The sequence below is a fragment of the Streptomyces sp. NPDC020917 genome, from assembly GCF_044333795.1.
Lineage (GTDB): Bacteria > Actinomycetota > Actinomycetes > Streptomycetales > Streptomycetaceae > Actinacidiphila.
This window is the reverse complement of record NZ_JBIRRR010000012.1, coordinates 1-26,437: the sequence shown is the minus strand read 5'-3', so window position 1 is coordinate 26,437 and position 26,437 is coordinate 1. Positions and strand designations below refer to the sequence as shown.

Genomic DNA, 26,437 nt, shown 5'->3' with positions numbered 1-26,437 from the left:
CGGGCGGCGGGCCGTCAACGGGCGCGCGGGTGACGCGAAGCGGAACGGAGCCGCCCGGCGGCGCGGCCGCCGGGGGTGGCGGCGGCCCGGCGGCGATAGGGTGAGGGCGCTTCGCCGGTGCGCGGCACGGCGCACCGCCCTCAGGGGAGGCCTTGCGATGACCACCACTGCCCCCGGACCGCCCGAGCCGCAGGGTGTGCCGCTCGCGTCCGCGACGGGCCGGTGGGTGCTCGCCTGCTCGGTCCTGGGCTCCGGGATGGCGCTGCTGGACGGCACCGCCGTCAACATCGCGCTGCCGCGACTCGGCAAGGACCTCGGCGCGTCGCTGGCCGAGTTGCAGTGGACGGTGAACGGCTACCTCCTCACCCTGGCGGGCCTGATCCTGCTGGGCGGCAGCCTCGGCGACCGGTACGGGCGGCGCCGGGTGTTCGTGATCGGCGTGGTGTGGTTCGCGCTGGCGTCCGCGGCGTGCGGCGCGGCGCGGGACCCGGGCCTGCTGATCGCCGCCCGCGCGCTGCAGGGCGTCGGCGGCGCCCTGCTCACCCCCGGCTCGCTGGCGCTGGTGCAGTCGACGTTCCGCCAGGAGGACCGGGCGAAGGCGGTCGGCGCGTGGTCGGGCCTGGGAGGTGTGGCGGGCGCGGTCGGGCCGTTCCTCGGCGGGTACCTGGTCGACGGGCCGGGCTGGCGGTGGATCTTCTACGTCAACCTGCCGGTCGCCGCGGTGGTCGTCGCCATCGCGCTGCGCCACGTGCCGGAGAGCCGGGACCGGACCGCCTCGGGCCGGTTCGACGTGCCCGGTGCCGCGCTGGCCGCGCTGTCGCTGGCGGGGGTCACCTACGCGCTGATCGCCGCCTCCGGGCATGCCGCATGGCCGTCCGTGGTGGTGGCGGCGGCGGTCGGGCTGGTCTGCGGTGTCGCGTTCGTGCGTACCGAGAGGCGCCGGCCCAACCCGATGCTGCCGCTGTCGGTGTTCTCCTCCCGGCTGTTCACGTCGATGAACATCGTGACGCTGTGCCTGTACGCGGCGATCGGCGGGGTCTTCTTCCTGCTGCCGACCCAGCTGCAGGTGGCCGCCGGGTACAGCGCGGTGCGCGCGGGTCTGGCGACGCTGCCGGTGACGGTGCTGATGCTGCTGCTGTCGGCGCCGGCGGGCGCGCTGGCGCAGAAGATCGGACCGCGGCTGCCGCTGACCGTGGGGCCGCTCGTCGCCGGGGGCGGCATCCTGCTCCTCACCCGGATCTCCCCCGGCTCGTCCTCGTACCTGCTCGACGTGCTGCCCGCGGTGGTGGTGCAGGGCCTGGGGATGAGCCTGTTCGTGGCGCCGCTGACCGCGACCGTGCTGGCGTCGGTGGACGTGGACCACGCGGGGGTCGCCAGCGGCGTGAACAACGCGGCGGCCCGGGTCGCGCAACTGCTGATCGTGGCCGCGCTGCCGCTGGCGGTGGGCCTGTCCGGGACCGCGTACCAGAACGCGCACCAGCTGAACGCGGCGTTCGGCAAGTCCATGGTGATCTGCGCGGTCCTGTGCGTCCTGGCCGGGTTGACGGCCTACCTGCTGGTGCCGACCGGGGCGCTGCAGCAGGAGGAGGACCAGCCGCGGAACGCCCGGCCGGAGTGCCTCACCAACTGCGGGTTCCCGGCTCCGCCGCTGGAGCCGGGCCCGGGCCGCGAGACGGCCGCGAGCTGACTGCCGGGCCCTGCGCGGTGGTTCAGTCCCGGTGGTGCGCCGGCGGTTGCGGCTCGGTGAGCAGCAGTTCCAGCACCGGCAGCGCGGCCATCAGCGCCTCGGTCTGCTCGGCGGTGAGCCCGGCCATCCGGCGGGCCAGCAGCTCGGAGCGCTCGCGGCGGATCCGGCTCAGCAGCTCGGCGCCGTCGGAGGTGACGCTGACCAGCAGCGACCGGCCGTCGGACGGGTCGGCCTCCTTGGTGAGCAGGCCGGCCGCGGCCAGCGGCCGCAGCGTGCGGGTCAGCGTCGGCGCCGCGACCTGCTCGCGCGCGGCCAGTTCGCCCAGCCGCAGCGGCCCGAACTCCTGCACCCGGGCGAGCGCCGAGAGCTGGGCGTAGGTGAGGTTGAGGTCGTCGCCGGACGCCTGGGCCATCTGGCGGTAGAGCCGCGCCACGACGAGCCGCAGCCGGCCCACCGCCGCGAAGGACGGTGGCGCGGGCTGCTCGGTGGGCGCCCCGCGCCCGTCGGAGTGGTTCATGGCGGGGCGCCTCCTCGTCCGTCGGTGTCAGTCCCGCACGGTACGGGACGTGCGGCTGCGGATCAGCGAGGCCGCGGCCGCGACCAAGGACATCACGATCGCGAGGGTGAACACCACGACCAGTCCGTCGTGGAAGGGCCCGGAGATCAGGTGCGGGAAGAACTCCCGCCCGATGAGCCGGTGCGCGTTGGCGGCCGGCAGCTGGCCCAGCAGGTCCGGGCCGAGCAGTTGCTGGATCGGGTTGTAGCCGAGGAAGGCCGCGAAGAGCGTGCCGACCGGCGGCAGTTGCGCGATCTGGTGGGCGTTGGCGGCCGGCACGCCCTGGGCGGTGAGGCCGGAGCTGAGGGTGCCGGGCAGCGAGCCGGCGAGGCCGGCCACCATCAGCGAGAAGAACACGCCGATGGACAGCACCATGCCGGCGTTCTGGAAGGTGGCGCGCATGCCCGACGCGGCGCCGCGGGACTCCGCCGGCACGCTCGCCATGATGATCGAGGTGTTGGGCGCGGCGAACAGGCCGCCGCCGAGCCCGTTGAGGAAGACCACCAGGGCGAACACCCAGTAGCTGAAGTTCGTCGGGATCAGCAGCAGTCCGGCGAAGGACCCGGCCATCACCACGAAGCCGGCGGCCGCGAACAGCCGGGCGCCGTAGCGGTCGGACAGGGCGCCGGCGATCGGGCCGGCGGCGAGGAAGCCGACGGTCAGCGGCAGCAGGTAGATGCCGGCCCACAGCGGGGTGTCGGCGTAGTTGTAGCCGTGCAGCGGCAGCCAGATGCCCTGCAGCCAGATGATCAGCATGAACTGCAGGCCGCCGCGGGCGATCGAGCCGAGCAGGGTGGCGGCGTTGCCGCCGGCGAACGCGGCGTTGCGGAACAGCTTGAGCGGGAACATGGGTTCGGCGACCCGCGCCTCGATCAGGCAGAAGGTGACGAGCATGGCGACGCCGCCGATGAGTCCGGCGAGCACCCAGGGGTTGGTCCATCCCATGGTGTGGCCGCCGTAGGGCTGGATGCCGTAGGTGATGCCGGCCAGCAGGGCGGTCAGGCCGACGGCGAAAGTGATGTTGCCCCACCAGTCCATCTTGGCCGGGCGGCGCACGCCGGTGTCGTGCAGGGACCGGTACGCCCAGACGGTGCCGATCAGGCCGATGGGCACGTTCACCCAGAAGATGGAGCGCCAGTTCCACTCGGCGAGCAGGCCGCCGAGGACCAGGCCGATGAAGGAGCCGGCGATGCCGGCGACCATGTTGACGCCGAGCGCCATGCCGCGCTGCCGGGCCGGGAAGGCGTCGGTGATGATCGCGGCGGAGTTGGCCATCAGCATCGACCCGCCGACGGCCTGGGCGACGCGCCAGCCGATCAGCCAGAGCGCGCCGCCGCCGCCGTGCATCGGGTCGACGGACAGGATCACCGAGGTGACCGTGAAGATCAGGAAGCCGAGGTTGTAGATCTTGACCCGGCCGAGGATGTCGCCGAGGCGGCCGAGGGTCACCACGAGCACCGCGGTGACCAGCATGTACCCCATCAGCATCCAGAGCAGGTAGCTGACGTTGCCGGGCTGGAGGGGGTCGAGTCCGATGCCGTTGAAGATCGCCGGCAGCGAGATCAGCACGATCGAGGAGTTGATCGTGGCGATCAGCATGCCGAGCGTGGTGTTGGACAGCGCCACCCACTTGTAGGCGGGGTGGTCTGTGGAGAAACGCGGTGTCTTCCGCTGTATTCGTGTCGCCGCGTCTTCTTCAGTAGCCATGTGGCCGGTGCTCCCCACCCGAGGCGGTCATTACTTAACTTAGGCTAAGTAACTCTATCACCGGCCGCATTCCGGCGGCAGGCGGGCACGGTGGCGCACAGGCGTGCGAGGGGCGCGTTCAGCGGCGGCGCAGCAGGACCCCGCGGACGAAGGCGGCCTGCCCGGCGTGCTGGGTGTCGTCGTTGACCACGCTGACCAGCCGGACGCCGAGGGTCACCGGCGGGTCCCAGCGGTCGTCGACGATCCGGTCCAGGTCGGCGTCCCGCAGCCCGCGCACGTACTCCAGGGTGGCCGCGTGCACCGCGTCGTAGTAGCCGGTGAGCAGGCCTGGGTCGTCCACGGTGACCTGCGCGACCTGGCGGGGGCGGTGGCCGTAGCCGGTGGCCGGGGGCCGGAACGGCAGCCCGAGGCGCTCGTGCCAGCCGCCGGCGGTCCACACCTGCTCGCGGCCGGCGACGTCCGCCACATGGTCGTCCTGCACCCGGGTGAGGTGCCAGACCAGCCAGGCGACGGTGTTCGCGCCCGGCTCGATCTGCTCGGCCAGTTCGGCGGTGGTCAGCGAGTCGACGGCGCCGTGCACGTCCTGCCGGATCCGGTCGAAGGCGTCGGCGAGCAGTTCCGCGGTGTTCATCAGGGCTCCAGACATGACTCGGTGTGGGTGGTCGACGGACCACCCACACCGATACCCGCCCGCGCGGCGGGCCGATCATGCCTACTTCACGGTGATGGTGAAGGTCGACGTGGTGTTCTGGATGTCGACCGCGTTGTCACTCTCCTGCAGTCCGTTGAAGGTCACGGAACCGACCGCCGGTCCCTGGCCGGACTCCGGCTGCGGGTTGGCCCACAGACCGAATCCGGACTTGGCGTCGTAGTCGTCGCCGCTCTTGTGGGCGCCGCTGACGCTGATGTTGGTGAAGACCGTGTCCTGGATCGGGTTGAGCGAGGTGGAGCCGTTCCACTTGGTCTGGAACATGATCCCGGAGTAGGTCGGGCCGGTGATGTCGACGTTGCTGATCCGCAGGCCCTGGAGCGTGAACTCGGCGGAGAAGATCCACAGCGCCGGGAAGGTCTGCGCCCCCCAGAAGTGGCCGCCGTCCCTGACCAGCGAGATGTTGTCGAAGGTCGTCTGGGGCGAGGACTCGAACCCGAGCGCCGGGATGCCGCCGAACTGCAGCGAGCCGATGGTGATGCCCGGGTAGGTGAGGGTGTCGGCGATGTACAGGTTGCTGAACGAGTTGCCGCCACCGCCGTAGACCGCGAGCCCGGCGGCGCGCCAGGTGGTCTGCACGGTCAGGTTCTGGAAGGTGTTGCCGGTCTCCTGCTCGTTGTGGTTGTCGATGGCCGGGAACAGCGCGAAGCTGTCGTCGCCGGTGCTCCTGGCCTCGTCGTTGCTGATCAGGTTGCCGGTGCTGCCGTTGGTGAGGTTGATGCCGTCCGCGAAGGTGTCGCGGATCCGCATGTTGGTGAAGGTGGAGTTGTCGACGTTGGTCGCCCACACCGCGCAGATGGTGTGCTCGATCCACAGGTTGTCGACCGTCAGGTTCGCGACCCCGTTGAGGTCGAAGACCTTGCCGGGACCGTCGATCCGGCTGGTGTAGTTCCCGAAGAAGCCGAACCCGCTGAACGTCGAGCCGTTGGCGGTGGACTGGACGCTGAACCCGCCGTCGGTGTTCTCCTGGCCCTGCGGGGTGACGAACCGGGTGAACCACGGGCCTGCTCCGATCACCTTGATCGGGCGGAGGTAGACGGTGAACTTGTTCGACGTCTGGTAGTCGCCCGCGGGCAGGTAGACGCCGAGCTTGGTGGTGTCCTGGCGCGCGGCGTCCAGGGCGTTCTGCACGTCCTGCTGGGTGAAGCCGGCCGGCACCACGTACTTCGTCGGGTCCGGGTTCGGGACCGCGGTGACCTGCTCCAGGTTGATGTAGTCGATGTTGTAGTAGGCGGCCGAGTTGGCGGAGTCCTTCTGCAGGGTGATGGTGTGGCCGGCCGCGACGGTCGTGCCCAGCATCAGGTTCGCCTCGTCGTAGATGTGCCGCGGGGCGCCGGATCCGGGCGAGTTGCTCGGGCTGGCCTCGGCTCCGTACAGCCACGCGTAACGGGCCGTGAGCGGGACCGCCTTGAGGAAGGTGCCGTCGACGTAGACGTCCAGCGTGGTGTCCGGGCCGTCCGGGATGTTGAACCGCACGACCAGGGTGTTGGTGCTGGACCGGGTGGTGAAGGAGACCTTGTCGCCGTTGGCGGCCAGGTGCACCGCCTTGCGGCCGGACGCCTCACCGGCGGGGTCGCCGATGGTGCGGTTCGGCCCGAGCACGGTGGCCCCGCCGCCGAGCGCGCCGTCCTCGGCCTCGTAGGTGTCGTACGGCATGTTGGCGCCGCGGCCCACGAAGAACGGCTGGCTGGTGGTGTTGTTGGCCTGCTTGGTGGCCACCTCGTTGCCGTCCACCGCGATCACCGTCTTGACGGTGTACTTGCCGTTGGCCGCGGTCCAACTGCCCAGGGTGACCGGGGCGGTGGTGGCCCCCGGCGCGATGGTGCCGCTGTAGGAGCCGGTGAACGTCTTGACGACGCTGCCGGAGGTGGCGTCCAGGACGGACAGGGTGATGCCGTGCGCGCCGGCGGCCGAGGCGACCGTGCCCTGGTTCTTCAGCGCGACCGTGAAGGTGACGTTCTGCCCGGCGGACGGGTTGCCGGGCGACCAGGCGACCGGGGAGGCGACCAGGTCGGAGGTGTCGACCGGCTTGACCACCAGCGAGGTGGTGGTGCTGTTGTTGCTCTCGTTCTGCTCGATCACCGCGTTGGACTCGTCGACCTTGGCGGTGAGCTGGTAGGTGGCCGCGTCCTTGGCGCCGATGCTCGCCGAGACCGTGGTGCTCGCGCCTGCCGCCAGGGCGCCGACACTGGCGGTGCCGACCTTGGTGGTGCCCAGGTAGAAGTTGACGTCGGTCGCGCCGGAGGCGCTGGTGCCGATGTTCTTCACGGTGGCGTTGACGGTGATCGGGTCGGTCTCCACGGGGGCCGCGGGGGTGGTGGTCAGGCTACTGACGGTCAGGTCGGGGTTGGGCCCCGGCACGCCGATCACCTGCAGCTCGGCGGCCTGGCCGCCGCCGGCACCGGAGTTGGCGGAGAACACCAGTCGCACGTCGGCGACCCGCGCGGTGACCGGGATGGTCACCGAGTTGCCGGTGGCCGGGTCGAAGGAGTAGCTCTTGGGCGCCACCAGCTGGGTGAAGCCGGACGCGCTCTGCTCGCGCCCCTGGACCTCGATGGTCTGGGTGCGCGCGCCCCAGGCCGCGTCCGGGTTGAGCTTGACGACCACGGAGCTGGTGTCGACGTTGGAGCCCAGCTGGACGGTGAGCGAGCTGGTGCCGGTGCCCTCCCAGTACGTGGTCACGTCGCCGTCGTCGGCGTTGGCGGCGACGAAGTTCTGCACGGTGGAGGTGGCCGTGATCGGCTTGCCCAGCGCCAGGTTGGTGCCGGTGGGCGTGCTGCCGGTGCGGGTCACGGTGTTGCTGTTGGCCGACTCGTTGCCGGCCGCGTCCTTGGCCCGGACGAAGTAGGACACCGTCGCGCTGTCGGGCTGGTTGTCGGTGTAGGTGAGCACGTTGCCGGCGGTGGTGCCGACCTGGGTGCCGTTGGCGAACACCTCGTAGCCGGTGACGCCGACGTTGTCGCTCGCGGCCGACCAGGTCAGCTTGACCTGGCCCGAACCGGGCTGCGTGTACGCCAGGTTGGCCGGTGCGGTGGGCGCCTGGGTGTCGCCCGACGTCCCGGTGCGGGTCACGCTGTTGCTCGCCGGAGACTGGTTGCCGGCCGCGTCCTTGGCCTTGACGTAGTACGTCACGGTCGCGGTGTCGGGCTGGCTGTCGGTGTACGTCAGCACGTTGCCGGCGACCGAGGTGCGCAGGGTGCCGTTGGCGTAGACGTCGTACCCGGTGACGCCGACGTTGTCGGTGGCGGCGGACCAGGTCAGCTTGACCTGGCCCGAAGCCGGCTGCGTGTACGCCAGGTTGGCCGGCGCGGTGGGCGCCTGGGTGTCGCCGGTGGTGGGCCCGTACACCTCGAACTCGGAGATCTGGCCGGCCGGCCAGCCGGTGTTGGCCGTGAAGTACAGCCGGACGTACCGGGTCGTCGCCTGGTTGAAGTTGATGGTGACGGTGTTGCCGGTGTCCGGGTTGAAGGTGTACCCGGCCGACGCGACGAGGTCGCTGAACGTCGACCCGTCGGTGCTGCCCTGGACCGCCAGGGTCTGGGTGCGGGTCGCCCACGAAGAGGACGGCGGGAGCTTCAGCACCACCTGGTTGACCGCGACGGCGCTGCCCAGGTCGACCCGCAGCCACTGCGGGAACGCGTTGTCGGTGCTCTCCCAGTACGTGCCGGCGTTCCCGTCGACCGCGTTGCCGGACGGGTACACGTCGGCGTGGCCGGACTCGGCGGTCGGCTTGCCGGCGGCCAGGTTGACGGTCGAGGCGGCGGCCGCGTGCACGGTCAGCTCGGACAGCTGCGCGGTCGACGCGGCGGAGTTCCCGGTGACCTGGGCCCGGACGTAGCGGGCGAGGGTGGCCGGGAAGGAGACGGTCACGGTGTTCTTGGCGGAGGGCTTGAAGGTGTACGCCTTCGAGGGGACCAGGGTGTCGAAGCCCTTGCCGTCGGCGCTGGTCTGCAGCGCGAGGGTCTCGGTGCGGGACGTCCAGGAGGCCGGCACCTTGAGGTTGACCTGGTCGATGCGGGTGGTCTCGCCCAGGTCGATCTGGGCCCACTGCGGCAGCGCGCCGCTCTTGCTCTGCCAGTAGGAGTTCTGGTCGCCGTCGTCGAGCCGGGAGGCGGAGTGCCCTGAGTCGGCGGAGCTGGCCGACGCCGCTCGGTCGGTGTCCGCTTTCGGGCCTCCCGCGGCGGACGCGGGGAGGACCTGCCCGCCGAGGAACAGCAGGCTGGTCGCGATCACCCCCGCTATCAGGCGCGGGATGGAGCGCTTCGATCTCATAGCGTCCCTCGATGTCGTGGGGTCAGGAGGACCAGGTGATCTGAGGCGATCTCTGGTGGCGCTTCACTCGACAATCCGAAACGTGCGCATTCAACTGGGTAAGTTGCGCCTCTTCCATGCAGATCCGTCGTCGATCTGCTCAGAATTTGCGCGCGTGTTGGCGCAGTGTTACAGACGGGCTACGGCGGCGTCTATGCCTGTGACGGCACGGATTCACATGCGCCGCACAGCAGCCGGCGCCCGGCCAGGCCACGGCGCCGGTCGCCCCGCGACCGGCCGGCGGAATCCGGCCACCGCGCGCGGCGGTTCGGATTCAGTCCTCGTCGTCGAGGCCGCGGAAGGCCGCGCGCACCGGGGCCGCGGTCCGCTGGACCACGGTGCTGCCGCTGAGCCTGCGCCGGATCATCTGCAGCCGGGGGTGCCGCTCGCCGAACCCGGACGAGCTGCGGTCCAGCTCCTCCACCAGCCGCTCCGAGCGCTTCTCCACCGCCAGTTCGTCCAGGATCCGGTCCACCTCGGCCAGCAGGGCGCCGTGCAACTGCCACTGCCGCGGGTGCTGCTGCACGCCGTGCAGCAGCAGGTCGGCGGTGCGGTCGCGGCTGACGGCGCTGTCCGCGAGCGCCTGCGTCAGCCGCTCCTCCGCGGCGTCGGCGCTGGCCGCGACCTGCGTGGTGATCAGCACCGCGAAGCTCTCGATCGCGTTGGCGACATGGCCGAGAAGCTCCTCCAGCGCCCGGGCGGTCTCCGCCGGGAACAGCTCCTCCTCGGTGCGGTGCTTGGCGAGATCCGTCAGGGTGCGGGAGAGCACCCGCATCACCACGGCGCAGATCTCCAGGGTGTCCAGCCCCGTGCGCAGCACGATCCGGGACAGGAGTCCCTCCCGCACCCGCGGGTTCCACCGCAGGCTGTCCTCGGCCTGGCGCAGCGAGGCGTCGACCTCGGCGATGTCGTGGTCGACCCGGCGCGCCTCGTGCAGCCGGTCGGCGGCCCGCTCGACCGGCAGGTGGCCGCCGACCTCGCCGGCCATGTCGCGGAACAGCGCGGCCATCCGGCGCGACAGCGCCTCGATCGAGCTGCCGGCCGTCTGCACCCACACGGGAGGCGCGAAGAGCAGGTTGAACAGCAGCCCGACGGCCGCGCCGATCAGCGTCTCCAGCACCCGGTCCCAGGCGGTGTTCGCCACCCGGGTCACACCGAGCACCAGCATCGCGCTGATCGCCACCTCGACCTGGAAGTCCCCGACGTAGACCACCCGCCCGACCAGCAGCGCGGTGAAGATGATCAGGCCCAGACTCCACCACGTCAGGCCCACCAGGGCGCTGAAGCCGATCGCGATGATGACGCCGCTGACCACCGAGTTGACCCGGCGGATCCCGGTGGTGAGCGTGGAGTACAGCGTCACCTGGACCACCAGCAGGGCGGTCAGCGGCGCCGTCAGCGGAGCCGGCTGCGGGGTCAGTCCCAGGGCGACGGCATAGGAGATGACGGCGGCGGCGGTCGACCGCAGGATCTGGACGGCGGCCGGTTCGGTGCTCCACCGGACCAGCTTGACCATGGGCTCTGGTACGTCGGGCATCCCGTGCCCTTTCCCGCTCTCGGCGATCTCACGGCCCGGGCGTCGCACGTCCCGGCTCGGCGCTGCGGTCAGCCTAGGTTCGGCCGGGCCCGGCGACCTGCGGCGGCGCGGCGGGGCTTGGCGGGTTCACACCTTCACCTCACGGGGACCCTTGACAGGTCGCCAGGGCGACGCTGTCATGTGGTTGCTTTCGTTCGAATTCGTTTGGTTGTGCGCCCCCCACCACGAATCTGGAGCCGCAGATGCCGCACCCACGCGACAGGATCGGACACACCGTCAGCGCAGCCCGTCCGCGCCGCCTCACCAGGCCGCTGGCCGCGCTCGCCTCCCTGGCGCTCGCCGCCACCGGGCTCACCGGAGCCGGCGCGCTCGCCCTGCAGATCGCCGCGGCGCCACCGGCGGCCGCCGTCGCCAACGGGCTGGCCGCCACCCCGCCGATGGGCTTCAACGACTGGAACGCCTTCGGCTGCAACGTCAGCGAGCAGCTGATCGAGCAGACCGCGGACACCTTCGTCAGCTCGGGCCTGAAGGACGCCGGCTACACCTATGTCAACATCGACGACTGCTGGATGACGCACTCCCGCGACAGCCAGGGACGTCTGGTCCCCGACCCCGCCAAGTTCCCCGACGGCATCAAGGGCACGGCCGACTACGTCCACTCCAAGGGCCTCAAGCTCGGCATCTACGAGGACGCCGGCACCTCCACGTGCGCCGGCTACCCGGGCAGCCTCGGCCACGAGACCACCGACGCCCAGACCTTCGCCGACTGGGGCGTGGACTACCTGAAATACGACAACTGCAACAACAACAGCGACGGCACCCGCCAGGACTACGTCAACCGCTACACGGCCATGGGCAACGCGCTGAAGGCCACCGGGCGCCCGATCGTCTACTCGCTGTGCGAGTGGGGCGTCAACAACCCCTGGGAGTGGGCCGGGAGCATCGGCAACTCCTGGCGCACCACCGGCGACATCAGCGACAGCTGGTCCAGCATGATCGGCATCGCGCACCAGAACCAGCCGCTGGCCCCCTACGCCGGCACCGGGGCGTGGAACGACCCGGACATGCTGGAGGTCGGCAACGGCGGCATGACCGACACCGAGTACCGCACCCACTTCAGCCTCTGGGCGGAGATGGCCTCGCCGCTGCTGATCGGCACCGACCTCAGGTCGGCGACCGCGGCGACGCTGGCCATCCTGAAGAACACCGACGTGATCGCCGTCGACCAGGACTCGCTGGGCCGCCAGGGCAGCGTGGTGTCCTCCTCCGGCGGCCTGGTGGTGATGTCCAAGCCGCTGGCCGACGGCGGCCGGGCGGTCACCCTCACGAACGAGAACGCCTCGACGGCCACGATCAGCACCACGGCGGACGCGGTCGGCCTCGGCGGCGCCGCCTCGTACGCGCTCAAGGACCTGTGGTCCAAGGCGACCTCATCGACCAGCGGCGGCATCAGCGCCTCGGTGCCCGCCCACGGCACCGTGATGTTCCGCGTCACGCCGGGCAGCCCGGTGCCGCCGCCCACCGGCGTCAACGAGCTGAGCAACCTGCCCTGGACCTCGGCGGTCAGCGCCTGGGGCCCGGTCGAACGCGACCGCAGCAACGGCGAGCAGGCCGCGGGTGACGGGAAGACCCTCACCATCGGCGGCACCACCTACGCCAAGGGCCTCGGCGTGCACGCCGCCAGCGACATCGGCTACTACCTCGGCGGCCAGTGCTCCTCGCTGTCGGTGGACGTCGGGGTGGACGACGAGGTCGGCGCCAACGGCTCGGTGGACTTCCAGATCTACCGCGACGGCACCAAGGTCGCCGACAGCGGCACCAGGACCGGCAACGACCCGGCGCTGCACCTGACGGCCGCCCTCGGCGGCGGCAGCGCGCTCCGGCTGGTGGTCACCGACGCCGGCGACGGCATCAACTACGACCACGCGGACTGGGCCGAGGCCAAGCTGTCCTGCGGCTCCGGCCCCTCGGCGGGCACCCACGCGCTCAGCGACCTCGCGTGGGAGTCGGCGGTCAGCGCCTGGGGCCCGGTCGAACACGACCGCAGCAACGGCGAGCAGGCCGCCAGCGACGGGAAGACCCTCACCATCGGCGGCACCACCTACGCCAAGGGCCTCGGCGTGCACGCAGCCAGCGACATCACGTACTACCTCGGCGGCGGCTGCTCCTCGCTGTCGACCGACGTCGGGGTCGACGACGAGGTCGGCGCCAACGGCTCGGTGGACTTCCAGATCTACCGCGACGGGACGCTCGCGGCGGACAGCGGCGTGGTGACCGGGAACGACGGTCCGCGGCGTCTGACGGCGAACCTGGCCGGCGGGGCCGAGCTGCGGCTGGTGGTCACCGACGCGGGCGACGGCAACACCTACGACCACGCGGACTGGGCCGGCCCGGTCCTCACCTGCGGCTGACGCCGCGGGAGAGGCGGCGGCGGGCTCCCGCCGCCGCCCCCTCCCGGGCCGATCCGGTCGCCGGCTCAGCGGCCGTACCAGAGCGTGGTCACGTTGCAGAACGCCCGGATGCCCTGGCCGGACAGCTCGCGGCCGTAGCCGGAGCGCTTGACCCCGCCGAACGGGAACGCGGGGTGCGAGGCGGTCATGCCGTTGAAGTACACACCGCCGGCCTGCAGATCGTCGGCGAACCGGCGCTGCTCGTCCTCGTCGCGGGTCCAGACGTTGGAACTCAGGCCGAACGACGTGTCGTTGGCGAGGTCCACGGCGGCGTCCAGGTCGCGGACCCGGTAGAGGGTGGCGACCGGGCCGAACGCCTCCTCGCGGTGGATCCGCATCTGCGGGGTGACCCCGGCCAGCACGGTCGGCTCGTAGAACCAGCCGGCCGGCCGCGACTCGGGACGCCGGGCCCCGCACAGCGCCTGGGCGCCCCGGGAGAGTGCCTCGTCCACCAGTTCCTCGAGGTCCGCCCGGCCCTGCTCGGTGGAGAGCGGGCCGATGTCCGTGGACTCCTCCATCGGGTCGCCGACGACGAGGTCGCCCATGGCGCGGGTGAAGCGCTGCGCGAACGCGTCGTAGACGTCCTCGTGGACGATGAAGCGCTTGGCCGCGATGCAGGACTGGCCGTTGTTCTGCACCCGGGCGGTCACCGCGGTCGCGACCGCGTGGTCCAGCTCGCCGGCGGCCGACGGCATCACCACGAACGGGTCGCTGCCGCCGAGTTCGAGGACCGTGGGCTTGATCTCGTCGCCGGCGACCGCGGCGACCGAGCGGCCGGCGCCCTCGCTGCCGGTGAGGGTGGCCGCGGCCACCCGCGGGTCGCGCAGCACCGACTCGACGGCACCGGAGGCGATCAGCAGCGTCTGGAAGCAGCCCTCGGGGAAGCCCGCGCGGTGGAACAGGTCGCCGAGGTACAGCGCGGTCTGCGGCACGTTGGAGGCGTGCTTGAGCAGCCCGGTGTTGCCCGCCATCAGCGCGGGGGCGGCGAACCTGACGACCTGCCACAGCGGGAAGTTCCACGGCATCACCGCGAGGACGACGCCCAGCGGGCGGTACCGCACCAGGGCGCGGTGGGCGCCGCTGTCCTGCACGTCGGCGTCGGCGGGGTGCTCGTCGGCGAGCAGTCGCTCACCGTTGGCGGCGTACCAGCGCATCGCCTTGGCGCACTTGGCCGCCTCGGCGCGGGCGGCCGCCAGCGTCTTGCCCATCTCCAGGGTCATGATGCGCGCGATGTCCTCGCGCTCCTTGTCCAGCAGATCGGCGGCGGCCGCGAGGAGGGCGGCCCGGGAGGCGAAGTCGGTGCCGCGGTAGCTGCGGAAGGTGCGCTCGGCCCGGGCGACACGCTCCTCGATCCCGTCGGGTCCCAGCGGTTCGAAGGTCTTGACGGTCTCCCCCGTCACGGGGTTGACGGTGGCGATGGGCATGCTGCTGCTCCTCCTCGGGCGGATGCCTTGCGGCGAGTGACACGGCGGACCGACGCACCGGGCCGGCGGGCGTCCCGGCGCGCCGACACGCCCGGCGCTCCAGGACGTGCGGCGGCTCACGCGCCCCGCTCCATCCTGCTCCCCGCGGCCTGCTCCCGCGAGGGCGCGCGCCCGGGTGCCAGGTCAGGGCACCCGCTCGGCGCACACCCACCCGAATCGGGCACTCCCGCGCGCTCTCGCCACCGCTGTCACAGGACTGTCCTTGACCGGTACCGTTCATCCATCCTTAACTCCTGGCACATACATGTCAGGTTCTACGCGCGCAGACTCGTTCGAGCACCGTCCCTGTCCCCCCACTCACCCCCCTCACCACTCCCCCACCCTCACCTGGAGGTTGACGGATGCCTGGATCCCGTTCCCCCCGCCGCGTGCTGATCGCCGCGCTCGCCGCGGCCGGCACGATCGGCCTGGCGGCAGCCGGCGTCGCGGCCGGCAACGCTCAGGCCGCCCCGGCCGGTTCCGCCGCGCCGGCCGCCGCGACCACCCACCGCGTGCTGTTCGACAACACCAAGGCCGAGACGGCAGGCAACGCGGACTGGATCATCAGCACCAGCCAGCCCGACCCGCTCGCCCAGAACCCGTCGCCCACCAAGGAGACCGACTGGACCGGCGCCCTGTCGGCCTGGGGCGTAGCGCTGCAGAAGGCCGGCGGCTACAGCCTCAACACACTGCCGTCGGGGAAGACCATCACCTACGGCAACTCCTCGAACCCCCAGGACCTCAGCAACTTCGACGAGTTCGTCGTCGACGAGCCGAACGTGAAGCTCACCGCCGCGGAGAAGACCGCGGTGATGAACTTCGTGAAGAACGGCGGCGGCCTGTTCCTGATCTCCGACCACAACAACAGCGACCGCAACAACGACGGTTGCGACTCGCCGTGCGTCATCAACGACCTGCTGACCAACAACGGCGTCGACAACACCGACCCGTTCGGCTTCTCCGTCGACCTGCTCGACATCAGCACCGACAACCCGCGGGCGATCAGCGACAGTTCGGACCCGGTGCTGCACGGCCCGTTCGGCACGGTGACCGGCAGCATCCTGCGGGACGGCACCACCTTCACCCTCAAGCCGGCCGACAACCCGGCCGTCAAGGGGCTGCTGTACCGCACCGGTTACTCCGGCAACACCGGCGCGTTCTTCGTCACCAGCTCCTTCGGCAGCGGCCACGTCGCGATCTGGGGTGACAGCTCCCCGGTCGACGACGGCACCGGCCAGTCCGGCAACACCCTGTACAACGGCTGGGACGACCCGGCGGGCACGGACGCGGCGCTCGCGCTGAACGCCACGGCCTGGCTGGCCGGCAGCGGCTCGGGCACCACGACCCCGCCGACCACCCCGCCCACCACGCCGCCCACCACGCCGCCCACCGGCGGCTGCACCCCGGGCCAGCTGCTGCTCAACCCCGGGTTCGAGTCCGGCAACACCTCGTGGTCGGCGTCCGCCAGCGTCATCACCAACGCGTCGGCAGAACCGGCGCACAGCGGCTCGTACAAGGCGTGGCTCGACGGCTACGGCACCGCGACCACCAACACCCTGTCGCAGTCGGTGACGATACCGGCCGGCTGCGCCGCGACGTTCTCGTACTGGCTGCACATCGACACCGCGGAGACCGGCTCGACGGCGTACGACACGCTGAAGGTCCAGGTGCTCAACTCCTCGGGCACGGTGCTCGGCACGATCGGGTCGTACTCCAACGTCAACGCCAACTCCGGTTACGCGCAGCACACCGTGGACCTGAGCGCGTACGCAGGGCAGACGGTGACGCTGAAGTTCAACGGCGTCGAGGGCTCGAAGCTGCAGACGTCGTTCGTGGTCGACGACACCGCGCTCAACGTCAGCTGACCGCGGGCGAACCGGCGCCGGCCGCGGGCGCGGCGGCCTCGGCGGGGGCGAACTCGCACCACACCGCCTTGCCGTCGCCCCGCGGCTCGACGCCCCACCGGGCGGCGAGCGCGTCGATCATCAGCAGCCCGCGGCCGGACGTGGCCGCCTCGCCGGGCGACCGGCGGCGCGGCCACACGCTGGAGCGGTCCTGCACCGACAGGCGCACCCGCCGCACCGGCTCCGGCAGCACCTCCAGGGTGAGCACCGCGCCGCCCTCGGTGTGCAGCAGCACGTTCACGAGCAGTTCGCCGGCGGCGAGTTCGACATCGTCGGCGAGCCCGGCCAGGCCCCAGGCGGTGAGCGCCTGGCGCAGCGCGCCGCGGGCGTCGGCCAGGCCCTCGGGGTCCGCCTGGTGCACGTACTGGTGGATGCGCGGGGCGTGCCGGGGCCCGGGATCGGGGGCGCGGCGCAGGATCAGCAGCGCCACGTCGTCGTTGGAGCCCCAGCGCTGCCAGAGCGCGTCCGCGAGGTGGTCGGCGAGTTCCTCGGCGCGCTCCGGTCCGTGGTGCACGGACTCCGCGAGCGCCTCCATGCCGATGGTGATGTCCGTGCCGCGCTCCTCGACCAGGCCGTCGGTGCAGAACACCAGGGTCTCGCCCGGCACCAGGTCCAGCCGGGTCTCCGGGAACTCGTGCAGGTCCAGCGCGGTGGCCAGGCCGAGCGGCAGGCCGCCGCGGACGTTGGGCCAGCCGGTGCGGCCGTCGGTGTGCCGGATGAGCGGGCCGAGATGCCCGGCGCGCACCGTGCGCACCGTGCCGGTCACCAGGTCGACCTCGGCGTAGGCGCAGGTGGCGAACCGCTCGGTGTCGAGTTCCGCGAGGAACTGGGAGCCGCGGGCCAGCACGGTCGACGGCGGGTGCCCCTCGGCCGCGTACGCGCGCAGCGCGATGCGCAACTGGCCCATCACGGCGGCGGCGTGGGTGTCGTGCCCCTGGACGTCGCCGACGACCAGCCCCACCCGGTTCTGCGGCAGCGCCACCACGTCGTACCAGTCGCCGCCGACCTCCCGCCCGCTCCACGCGCTGTGGTAGCGCACGGCGATCTCGGCGCCGTCGAACCGCGGGATGTGCCGCGGCAGCATGGACGCCTGAAGGTCGGTGGCGAACTCGCGTTCCTGGTCGAAGAGGATGGCCCGCTGCAGCGACTGGGCCAGGACGCCGGCCAGCGCCCCGTACGTCTCGCGGTCCTCCTGCGTGAACCGCTCGCGCCGGCGGAAGTACAGGCCGAGCGCGCCGATCGCGCGGGCCTGCGCGACCAGCGGGAGGAACGCGGCGGCCTCCGGGCCGACCCGCTCCAGGAAGGGGCGCAGCAGCGGGAAGCGGCCGAAGAGTTCCTCGGAGGAGGTCACGAACCGGGGCTGCTGCGTCAGCACGGCCTCCGACAGCGGCAGGGAGTCGTCCAGGCGCCGCACCGCAAGGCTGCGGAACGCGGCCATGGGCTCGCCGCCGACCGCGCCGATCCGCAGGCTGCCGCCTTCCAGCAGGCCCAGGATCAGCCCGTCGGCGCCGAAGCGCTCCAGGGCGCCGGCGCCGGTGAGGACCGCGGTCACGTCGTCGACGGTGACCGCGTGGGAGAGGGCTTCGGTGGTGCGGCGCACCAGGGCGGACAGGCTGCGGCCGTCCATCTCCGGGGCCGGCTCGACGGAGGTGCGGGGACCCGGGCGCCCGCCGGTGCCCTGCCCCGCGGACTGCCGGCCGCTTTCCCCGCCGAGCCGGGGCGGGAGCTGCTCCAGCTCGTCGGTGGCGTCGCGGACGATGCCGACCACGCGGTGCGCGGTGCCGGACGCGTCACGCAGGATCGTGCCCTGCGTGTGGATCCACTGCTTGACGCCGTCGCGCCGGGTGATCTCGAAGTACCCGCTGTAGCTGCGCTTCCCGGACAGCAGGGCGCGCCGCAGGGCGATGTCCAGCCGCGCGCCCTCCTGCGGGGTCACCCGCAGCACCAGCGAGTCGGGCCGCCCGTCGTACTCCTCGGGGCGCAGGTCGAAGACGGCGAGGCCGGTGGCGTCCAGGTCGAAGACGCCCTGGTCGAGGTCCCAGTCGAAGCTGCCCATCCCGTTGATGGCCAGCCGCTCGCCCGGGCCGATCTCGGGTGGCGGCACCCGGCGCCGCGACCCGGGCCGCCCCACCCGGGGGTCGTACCAGTCGCGCCCCTGCCGCCCCTCGTCCGTCATCCAGGCGCTCCGGCCCCCCGCCCGCCCGCAGGACCCGCCCGGTCCACCCGGCGAACGAAGGCCACGATCTCACCGCATTTCATGCACATCCTGACATTATCCCTTTACTCTCCCTTTCCCACCGCCGCGGCCGTCGAGACCGCCGGGGGCGGAGTCCGCGGTGGGTGGCCGCGGAGTTCCGGGCGGTGGGCGCTGTCGCCTCTGCGGGTGGCCGGGCGGCGAGGACGGCGAGGACGGCGAGGGGGCGTGGGGCGGAAGGGTCGGCGGCGGGCGAAGGTCAGGGGTGGGTGCGGGCGCGACGGAAGATGAGGACGCCGGCGGTGCCGACGAGGCCGGCGCCGAGGATGACCTCGGCGGCGTCCGGGCCGGAGAGGCCGCTGCCGAGGCTGGTGCGCACCGTGGTGGCGGGGGTGCTCGGGGGGATGACGGTGAGGGGCGTGGTGCCCTGCTCGTTGCCGCAGGTGAAGGTGATGTCGTAGCGGGTGCCGGGTCTGGCCCCTGCGGGAAGGGTGACCTTCGCGGACTGGCCGGGGCCGTCGGCCACGGTCAGGGGCGCGGTGGCGAACAGCGCCGAGGCCCCGGCGGTGGGCCGGGCCGCGCAACCGGTGGCGCGGAGGGTGATCGTGGCACCCGGCGCGGCCGAGCTGGGAGTGACGCTGAAGCCGAACGAGGCGACCGGTCCGCCCAGCACGCCGGGGGCGGTGACCGAGTCGGCGACCGCAACCGGGGCGGTGAGGGCCAGTACGGGGGAGGCGAGGAGCGCGGCGGCGGATATACGCAGGGGACGCATGGCGTTCTCCGCGTGCCGGGGCGGCCCGGTGACCGCTCGTGGGTTGACCGGCACGCTCGGTATCCAACGCCCCCGTGGACCCGTCCGCGCGGCCAGGTCAGCCCCGCCGGGCACGCAGGCGGGTGCCTCCCCGGCCACCGGCCACCCTCAACTCTCCTCGCGGGGGGGCCGCGTTGGCCGGGTCCCGGCGCCACCGCGATCACGGCCGCCCGGATGCGCCGCCCGGGTGACGCCGGCGCTGTCCCGGGATCGCGTCCCAAGTGGGCGCCAGCACCGCCAGGACCACGGTGCCGGGCCGCGCGGGCTGCGGGGTCGGCGGGTCCATCCCCGGGAAGCGTTCGACCAGGGCGTCGAAGACCCGGTACGCGCTGGCCTCGTCCCCGGCGGTGATCAGGACGTGCACCAGGCCGGACGTCTGCCGGTGATCCCACTCCTCGGCCACGGCAGGCTCCTTCCGCGTCGCGTGGTGGCTGCTGATCCGAGGGACTGGGGTGCGCCGGGGCGCGGTTGCCGTTCGGAGCACGGTTCACCCGCACGGGAGCGCGCGCCGGGGCGCACTCCGCCCGCCCACGGCATGTCGCGGCGGCCAACGGGTACGTGTGGGGGCGTCCAGCCGCGGGATCGCAGGCCCGTTCCCGCCCGACCGACGGAGGTCACGATGACCGAGCCCTTCCCCAGTCCCCTTCCCCTCAGCCCGCCGGGCGAGCCCTCGCCGGGCCCGGATCCGATGCCGCCGCCGGAACCGCGGCCGGTCCCGGGCCCGGCGCCCAGCCCGGTCCCGCCGTCGCCGCCCGGTCCCGAACCCGCGCCTCCGGGTCCCGCGCCGGATCCCATCCCGCCCTCGCCGACGCCGTCGCCGGTCCCGCCCACGCCGCCGCTGTACTGACCGCACCGGGACCGCCGCGGGCGGCGGCCGCACACCGAAGGCCGGCGCCCGCCGATCCTCCGTCGCATGACGTCCCGTCAGCACGCGCCCCGGCGCAAGACCGCATCCGGCACGCGGTCCGAACGCGCCAGTCTGCCCTGTCCGGGGCCGGGGTGCGGGGCGAACGCCGATGGTCGCGGGAGATCGTTCCGCCGGTGGTAGGACGGGATCGGCGGACTGACGGGGACTGACGGGGCGGACGCGGGCGGGAGCGGTGCTGCGGTGAGGGACAGGCGTGAGGACACGGGGACGCCGCGTATGGAGGTCATACGGGCGCCGCATGCCGCGGGCGACGAGCCGCCCGACGTGATCGAGGTGGTGTTCCCCTCCGGGCCCGCGGCCCCGGCGCCCGATCCGGCGCCGGGCCCGCCGGCGGCCCGGGGCCCGGTGCCGTCCCACCGCTCCCGTCGCGAGGAGTCCCGTGAACGGCCTCTGCTCCCCTTGCTGTTGGGCGGGCTGGCCCTCGTCGGGGTCGCGCTGGCGGTGCTGCTGGCGTGGGATGTGTGGCCGCGGTATCCGGCCGCGCAGGACGTGTACCGGCCGCTGCCGGCGCCCTCCTACGCCCCGCTGCCCCTGCCGCACACGGCGACGCCGGTGCAGAAACGTGCCGCCACACCCGCCGGGACACCCCGTCGCACCACCTCGCAACCGCCGTCCGACCTGGACGGCACCGGCGCCGCTCCCCCGCCCGCGGCGCCGTCCGGCACCCCGCCGCGCACCGCACCGGCCACCCCCACCGCCTCCCCGTCCGGCCCGCCTGCCCCCACCGCCACCGCGCCGCGCACGCTGCGGGCCGGAGACGCCGGAAGCGACGTCCGGGAGCTCCAACAGCTGCTGTTCACACAGGGGTTCACCTATGTGTCGGTCACCGGCGTGTACGACGCGGCGACCGTGCGCGGGGTGACGCAGGTCCAGCAGGACCGCGGGCTGACCTGCGACCCGCGGGGCGTGTACGGGCCGTGCACCCGGGCGGCCCTCACCTCGTGACCGACGCCGCCCGCGGGTGACCGCCGGCCAGGAACGGGCGTGGCGGCGGACCTGCTGAAGCCGTCAGGTCCACCGCCACGCCTCTTCCGCGGGCGGCGCGCGCCCACTCGCACCGCCCGCGGAGCTTGCCGCCGTCCGGCCGCCCGAGGGCGGCCGGACGGCACGTCAGATCAACTGCCAGAGATGGTCGGCCGTCCCGTTGTCGTCGAACTGCACGACGGGCGCGCTGTTCGCGGTGGACATCAGGTCGACGCCGAGCACCTTGCCGGAGTTCTTGTTGCGGATCCGGTACCAGCCGTCGCCGTTGTCGACCAGCTGCCACAGGTGGTCGGCGGTGCCGTTGTCGTCGAACTGCACGACCTGGGCGCTGTTGGCGGTCGACATCAGGTCGACGCCCAGCATCTTCTGGGAGTTGAGGTTGCGGATCCGGTACCAGCCGTCGCCGTTCGGCACGAACTGCCAGAGGTGGTCGTCGGTCCCGTTGTCGTCGAACTGCACCACATGGGCGCTGTTCGCGGTCGACATCAGGTCGACGCCCATCAGCTTGCCGGAGTTCTTGTTGCGGATCTTCAGGTAGTCCAGGGTGCGGGTCCAGCGGTGGCCGCCGGGGCCCGCGGTGGGGAAGGCCGAGATGCGCAGCCGCGCGGCGCCCATCGGGATGAGGTCGACGTTCTGCACCGCGGCCGTGCTGAGCGCGGGCGCGGCCTGCAGCGGGCTCACCACGTGCTGGCTGTCGGACTGCCACTCGGCGATCTGCCGGACCGGCGCGCTGATGGTGAAGGGCGTGCCGGTGTGGGTGAACGGGTTGTCCGCGAGCGGTCCGCCGGCCTTGCGGAACGTCCAGCTGCCGTCGTTCGGGGCCAGTCCGTAGTTCCATGGCGTGGTGGCGTGCACCGCGTACTCGGGGAACTGCGAAGTCCCGGCGTACTGCGCGTAGTTCTCGCCGATCGACAGGGCGTAGGTGAGCGGGCCGCGGTCGACCGCGGTCGCGCCGTTGTTGCCCTGCCAGGTGCGCAGCGCGATGTTCTGCGGCAGGTGCAGGACGACGACGTCGCCGTCGTGCCAGGTGCGTTGCAGCGTCACGAACGCCGGCCCGGCGGCGGCGCTCACCGCCTGCCCGTTGACGGTCAGTTGGGGCGCGGAGCACCACCCGGGGATGCGCAGCAGCAGCGGGAACGTCACGGAGTGCGGGGCGCTCAGGGTGAGGGTGACGGTGTCGTCGAACGGGTAGTCGGTGGTCTCGGTGACCGTGACCTCGGTGCCGTCGCCGACCGCGGCCGTCACCGTGCTGGGTGCGTACATCGCGGCGGCGAGCCCGTTGCCGGAGGTGGCGAGCCAGAGTTCCTCGGTGAAGTAGGGCCAGCCCATGCCGTAGTTGTGCGGGCAGCAGCGGTACTGGTCGACGCCGGGCATGTACGCCTGCATCGCGAAGTTGTTCTGGAACTGCCCCTGCGACTTGACGGTGTCGTCCAGGTCGATGCTGTTGGCGCTGGTGATGTAGTGCACCCCCTTGCCCTCCGGGTCCAGGGCCGCGGGGAGCGAGTTGAAGGCCAGGTCCTCGCAGCGGTCGGCCCACAGCGGGTCGCCGGTGATCCGGGTGAGCAGCTGGTGGCTGGCCATGAACTCGACGATGCCGCACGTCTCGAAGCCCTGCCGGGGGTCGCCGAACCCGGGCCGTGCGTTCTCGTCGCCGGCGAATCCGCCGCCCGGGAACTGGCCGTAACTCGTCATCACCGACGTGTAGTTGCGGTACGCGGCCTGCGTGAGGGTGCTGGACGGCGAGCGCAGCGCGTACTGCGCGGGCTCGCGGAAGCCCTGGGCGACGTTGACGTTGTGCAGCGTCGGCAGGTTGTCGACCCAGTTGGCGCCGTTGGCGTGGATCTTGTCGGCGAGGTCGAGCAGGAAGGCGTCGCCGGTGCGGTTGTAGACCCAGAAGACGGTGTCCAGCCCGTCGCCCCAACGCACCGAGACCCAGCTCTGGTTGAAGGCGCTCGGCCCCTGCGCGTTCATGTACCGCAGGAAGGCGCTGAGCAGCGGGACGATGCGGGTGTCGCCGCTGTACTCCTGCCAGTTGCGCAGCGCCCAGGTCAGCGGGAGGAACGGCCAGAAGTCCGGGCCGCCGCCCAGCGAGGTGCGCAGCGCGGTGGGTCCGAAGAAGCCGTCGGACTGCTGGGTGGCGACGATCGCGTCGACCCAGCGGCGCACGGCGGCGAGCGCGGTCGCGTCCTGGGTGAGCACGGCCAGGTCGACGTAGCCGCGCAGCCAGTAGGGCACTTCCTCCCAGCCGGTGCGGTCCGGGTGCACCCAGCCAGTGGTGTCCATCACGAGGAAGTGCGACAGGGAGGCGTACTGGCCGCAGAGTCCGGCCAGTTGGCGGCGCAACTGCCCGTCGAGCCAGCCGCGGGCGGTGACCGCGCCGGGCGGCAGCCGCAGGAAGGCGGTGGGGGCCAGCGGTGCGGCGTTCGGCGTGTACAGACCGCCGGCGGCCGGAGCGACCCGGGGCAGCACGGTGCTGCGGGTACGCCCGCGCCCGCCCGCCGCCTGGGCCGGTGCGGCAACGGACAGCGGAAGTGCGCCGGCGGCCGCGGCGGTGACCGCGGTGCCGACGAAGTGCCTGCGGTTCAGGGGCATGGGGGGTGGCCTCCTGGCGCCTCGATCGCCGTTCCAACGTTGTAAGAATGATGCCAACCGGCATGACAGCATGGCCGGGCAGGCATGTCCAGAGCTTGGACCGAAGTTCCGCAGAATCGGGTGGGCGCCAGGCTAGGAGCGATCCCTGACGCTGTGTCGCCCGGCGAACGCGATCACGCCGGGGCTCTTGTCGGCGCGGCGCGTGCTCTTATAACGTTGAAAAGTCGGGGTCAGGGCGGGGTGCCTGCGGTTCGCCCGCGAGGCGGACGGACCGCAACGGGCCGGGTGGGCGCGTGGCCCGCCCCGGCGTGTCACGGGGCGCGCCCGGCTGCGGGCCGCCCCGGCCTTCCGGCAGACTGGCGCACGGCGCGCCGGACGGCCGGGTCCGGCAGGACGCGCCTCAGGCGGCGACGTGTGGAGGCGGGCAGGTGGCGGACCGGCCGTTGCTGATCGTGGACGGCGCGAACGTCGTCGGGTCCGTGCCGGACGGCTGGTGGCGCGACCGCCGCGGGGCCGCGGAGCGGCTGCGGGACGCCTTGGTGCCGCTGGCCGCCACGGGACTGCCCGCGGGCTCCGGCATCCCGCCCTGGGCCGTGGGCACCCCGATCGAGATCGTGCTGGTGGTGGAGGGCGCGGCCCGCGGCGTGGCGCCCGTGCCGGGAGTGTGCGTGGAGTCGGCCTCCGGCAGCGGCGACGACCTGATCGCCCGGCTTGCCGCCGCGGCGCGGGACAGCCGTCCGGACCGCCCCTGCCTGGTCGTCACCGCCGACCGCGGGCTGCGCGAGCGGGTCGTGGCGACCGGGGCGGTCTGCGCGGGCCCGCGCACGGTCCGCCCGCGCTGAGCGCCCTCGGGCCTCACCTTCCGCCGGCGGACCGGCGGGTCGTCTCCGGCCACCCCGCCGGGGCCGCGGCGCGGCGTCGGCGCGGGGCCGAGACGGCCTGGCGGGCCCTGCGGATGTGGCGTCCGAAATCCGCCAGCGATCGGGGAGGTGGGTGCACATACTGGAACACATGATGAGCGAGGACAGCAGGTACGAGGCGGTGCGGAGCCGTGACGCGCGGTTCGACGGGGTCTTCTTCTTCGCCGTCGCGACGACCGGGATCTACTGCCGCCCGAGCTGCCCCGCGGTCACCCCGAAGCGGCCCAACGTGTCGTTCTTCCCGACCGCCGCGGCGGCCCAGGGCGCCGGGTTCCGGGCGTGCCGGCGCTGCCGGCCGGACGCGGTGCCGGGCTCGGCGGACTGGAACGTGCGGGCCGACGTGGTGGGGCGTGCGGTCCGGCTGATCGGCGACGGCGTGGTGGACCGCGAGGGGGTCGCCGGACTCGCCTCCCGCCTCGGGTACAGCGCCCGCCAGGTCCAGCGGCAGCTCAACGCGGAGCTGGGCGCCGGGCCGATCGCGCTCGCCCGCGCCCAGCGCGGCCACACCGCGCGGGTGCTGCTGCAGACCACCACGATGCAGGCGGCGGAGGTGGCCTTCGCGGCCGGATTCGCCAGCGTGCGGCAGTTCAACGAGACGATCCGGGAGATCTACGCGGCGACCCCGACCCAGTTGCGCGCGGCGCGCCCCGGGCGGAGCGGGCAGGCCGGCGCGGACGGCGCGTCGGGGGTGCCGCTGCGGCTGGCGTACCGCGGACCCTACGACCGCGGCCAGGTCTTCGACTTCCTCGCCGCCCGGGCCGTGCCCGGGGTGGAGGAGGTGACGGGTGACGCCGGCGCCCGCATCTACCGCCGCACCCTGCGGCTGCCGCACGCCCCGGGCGTGGCCGAGGTGGCCGAACGGCGCGGCGCCGGCGCCTGGTTGGAATGCCGGCTGCACCTGGGCGACCTGCGGGACCTGACGACGGCGACGCAGCGGATCCGGCGTCTGTTCGATCTGGACGCGGATCCGTACGCGGTCGCGGAACGGCTCGGCGCCGATCCCAGTCTGGCGGCGCTCGTCGCGGCGCGGCCGGGGCTGCGGTCGCCGGGCGCGGCGGACCCGGAGGAACTGGCCGTCCGGGAGGTCCTCGGCGCGGGCGCCGACCCCGCCGGGACGCGCCGGCTGGCCGCGGAACTGGTCGCGGCCTTCGGCCCGCCGGTCTCCGAGGCAGGTGGCGGCCTCACCCATCTCTTCCCCCGCCCCTGCGAGTTGGCCGAGGCGGATCTCAGGCGCCTGGGCCTTCCGCCGGAACGCGCGGCGGCCGTCCGCGCGTTGGCCGGCGCCCTTGCCGCTGGCGCGGTCCGGCTGGACCCGGGCGCCGATCGGGAGGAAGCGGAACGGGAGTTGCTGGCTTTGCCCGGGGTGAGCCCGGGGGTTGCCGCGGTCATCCGCATGCGGGCGCTGGGCGATCCCGATGTCCTGCCCTTCCCTGACGCTCCCAGTGCCGCTTTTTGGCGCCCCTGGAGTTCCTACGCCACCCACCACCTCTGGGCTTCCGCCCCCACCCCCACCTGACCACCCCCGGGACCCCTTCCCGCCCAGCGGTCCACCGTTGCTTGTCGCGTAGTTCCCCGCACCCCTGCGGCAACCGGGCTGCCCCCGGGGGTGCTTTGCCGTCTGCGACGTGCGTGCATGGCTGGGCGCGGAGTTCCCCGCGCTCCTGGAGCATCGCCCCTCCGGGGC

16 protein-coding genes and 1 pseudogene are annotated in these 26,437 nt (G+C 72.9%); 7 read left to right on the top strand and 10 right to left on the bottom strand.

The features are described from left to right. Positions 1 to 157 precede the first annotated feature (157 nt). On the top strand, positions 158 to 1,687 hold the full coding sequence (locus ACH4TG_RS24165) for an MFS transporter (protein WP_398244550.1): 1,530 nt from the start codon (positions 158 to 160) through the stop codon (positions 1,685 to 1,687). A 22-nt stretch (positions 1,688 to 1,709) separates the two neighbouring features. Here ACH4TG_RS24165 and ACH4TG_RS24160 read toward each other — a convergent pair whose 3' ends face one another. The 5 genes from ACH4TG_RS24160 to ACH4TG_RS24140 form a co-directional block, all read right to left on the bottom strand. Beyond that, on the bottom strand, positions 1,710 to 2,204 hold the full coding sequence (locus ACH4TG_RS24160; protein WP_398244549.1) for a MarR family winged helix-turn-helix transcriptional regulator: 495 nt from the start codon (positions 2,202 to 2,204) through the stop codon (positions 1,710 to 1,712). 27 nt (positions 2,205 to 2,231) lie between these two features. After that, entirely contained in the window at positions 2,232 to 3,950 is a 1,719-nt protein-coding gene (locus ACH4TG_RS24155; protein ID WP_398244548.1) for an MFS transporter, read from the bottom strand. Positions 3,951 to 4,068: 118 nt separating this feature from the next. Further along, entirely contained in the window at positions 4,069 to 4,581 is a 513-nt protein-coding gene (locus ACH4TG_RS24150; RefSeq protein WP_398244547.1) for a DinB family protein, read from the bottom strand. 81 nt (positions 4,582 to 4,662) lie between these two features. Then, positions 4,663 to 8,931, bottom strand: coding sequence for a discoidin domain-containing protein (locus ACH4TG_RS24145; RefSeq protein ID WP_398244546.1), 4,269 nt, complete (start codon positions 8,929 to 8,931; stop codon positions 4,663 to 4,665). 313 nt (positions 8,932 to 9,244) lie between these two features. Then, positions 9,245 to 10,507 (bottom strand): FUSC family protein, encoded by a 1,263-nt coding sequence (locus tag ACH4TG_RS24140; RefSeq protein WP_398244545.1) that lies wholly within the window; start codon positions 10,505 to 10,507, stop codon positions 9,245 to 9,247. Between the two features lie 242 nt (positions 10,508 to 10,749). Here ACH4TG_RS24140 and ACH4TG_RS24135 point away from each other — a divergent pair. Both ACH4TG_RS24135 and ACH4TG_RS24130 read left to right on the top strand, forming a co-directional pair. Continuing rightward, positions 10,750 to 12,462: pseudogene (locus ACH4TG_RS24135) on the top strand (NPCBM/NEW2 domain-containing protein); the annotation flags it as partial. After that, a complete protein-coding gene (locus ACH4TG_RS24130) occupies positions 12,454 to 12,918 on the top strand; it encodes an NPCBM/NEW2 domain-containing protein (protein ID WP_398244751.1) in 465 nt (154 codons plus the stop codon). The pseudogene ACH4TG_RS24135 and the gene ACH4TG_RS24130, both read left to right, overlap by 9 nt. 65 nt (positions 12,919 to 12,983) lie before the next feature. Here ACH4TG_RS24130 and ACH4TG_RS24125 read toward each other — a convergent pair whose 3' ends face one another. Continuing rightward, positions 12,984 to 14,381 (bottom strand): NADP-dependent succinic semialdehyde dehydrogenase, encoded by a 1,398-nt coding sequence (locus tag ACH4TG_RS24125; protein WP_398244544.1) that lies wholly within the window; start codon positions 14,379 to 14,381, stop codon positions 12,984 to 12,986. 401 nt (positions 14,382 to 14,782) lie between these two features. Between ACH4TG_RS24125 and ACH4TG_RS24120 the strand changes: the two genes are divergently transcribed. Beyond that, on the top strand, positions 14,783 to 16,285 hold the full coding sequence (locus tag ACH4TG_RS24120) for a hydrolase (protein WP_398244543.1): 1,503 nt from the start codon (positions 14,783 to 14,785) through the stop codon (positions 16,283 to 16,285). Here the strand turns inward: ACH4TG_RS24120 and ACH4TG_RS24115 are convergent. From ACH4TG_RS24115 to ACH4TG_RS24105, 3 genes are all read right to left on the bottom strand, one after another. Continuing rightward, positions 16,278 to 18,500, bottom strand: coding sequence for a SpoIIE family protein phosphatase (locus tag ACH4TG_RS24115; protein WP_398244541.1), 2,223 nt, complete (start codon positions 18,498 to 18,500; stop codon positions 16,278 to 16,280). The two genes, ACH4TG_RS24120 and ACH4TG_RS24115, sit on opposite strands and share 8 nt — an antisense overlap. Before the next feature lie 277 nt (positions 18,501 to 18,777). Further along, positions 18,778 to 19,290 (bottom strand): hypothetical protein, encoded by a 513-nt coding sequence (locus tag ACH4TG_RS24110; RefSeq protein WP_398244539.1) that lies wholly within the window; start codon positions 19,288 to 19,290, stop codon positions 18,778 to 18,780. Positions 19,291 to 19,489: 199 nt separating this feature from the next. Then, positions 19,490 to 19,732: a hypothetical protein gene (locus ACH4TG_RS24105; RefSeq protein WP_398244538.1), complete on the bottom strand. Its 243-nt coding sequence runs from the start codon at positions 19,730 to 19,732 to the stop codon at positions 19,490 to 19,492. 741 nt (positions 19,733 to 20,473) lie between these two features. Here ACH4TG_RS24105 and ACH4TG_RS24100 point away from each other — a divergent pair. Continuing rightward, positions 20,474 to 21,202 (top strand): peptidoglycan-binding protein, encoded by a 729-nt coding sequence (locus tag ACH4TG_RS24100; RefSeq protein ID WP_398244537.1) that lies wholly within the window; start codon positions 20,474 to 20,476, stop codon positions 21,200 to 21,202. A gap of 165 nt (positions 21,203 to 21,367) precedes the next feature. Here the strand turns inward: ACH4TG_RS24100 and ACH4TG_RS24095 are convergent, their stop codons facing one another. Further along, on the bottom strand, positions 21,368 to 23,833 hold the full coding sequence (locus tag ACH4TG_RS24095; protein WP_398244536.1) for an RICIN domain-containing protein: 2,466 nt from the start codon (positions 23,831 to 23,833) through the stop codon (positions 21,368 to 21,370). Positions 23,834 to 24,261: 428 nt separating this feature from the next. On the opposite strand from ACH4TG_RS24095, the gene ACH4TG_RS24090 reads away from it, so the two are divergent. Next, positions 24,262 to 24,675, top strand: coding sequence for an NTP pyrophosphohydrolase (locus tag ACH4TG_RS24090; protein ID WP_398244534.1), 414 nt, complete (start codon positions 24,262 to 24,264; stop codon positions 24,673 to 24,675). Between the two features lie 172 nt (positions 24,676 to 24,847). Further along, complete coding sequence (locus ACH4TG_RS24085) at positions 24,848 to 26,269, top strand: bifunctional transcriptional activator/DNA repair enzyme AdaA (RefSeq protein WP_398244750.1); 1,422 nt, start codon at positions 24,848 to 24,850, stop codon at positions 26,267 to 26,269. The last annotated feature ends 168 nt before the right edge of the window (positions 26,270 to 26,437 follow it).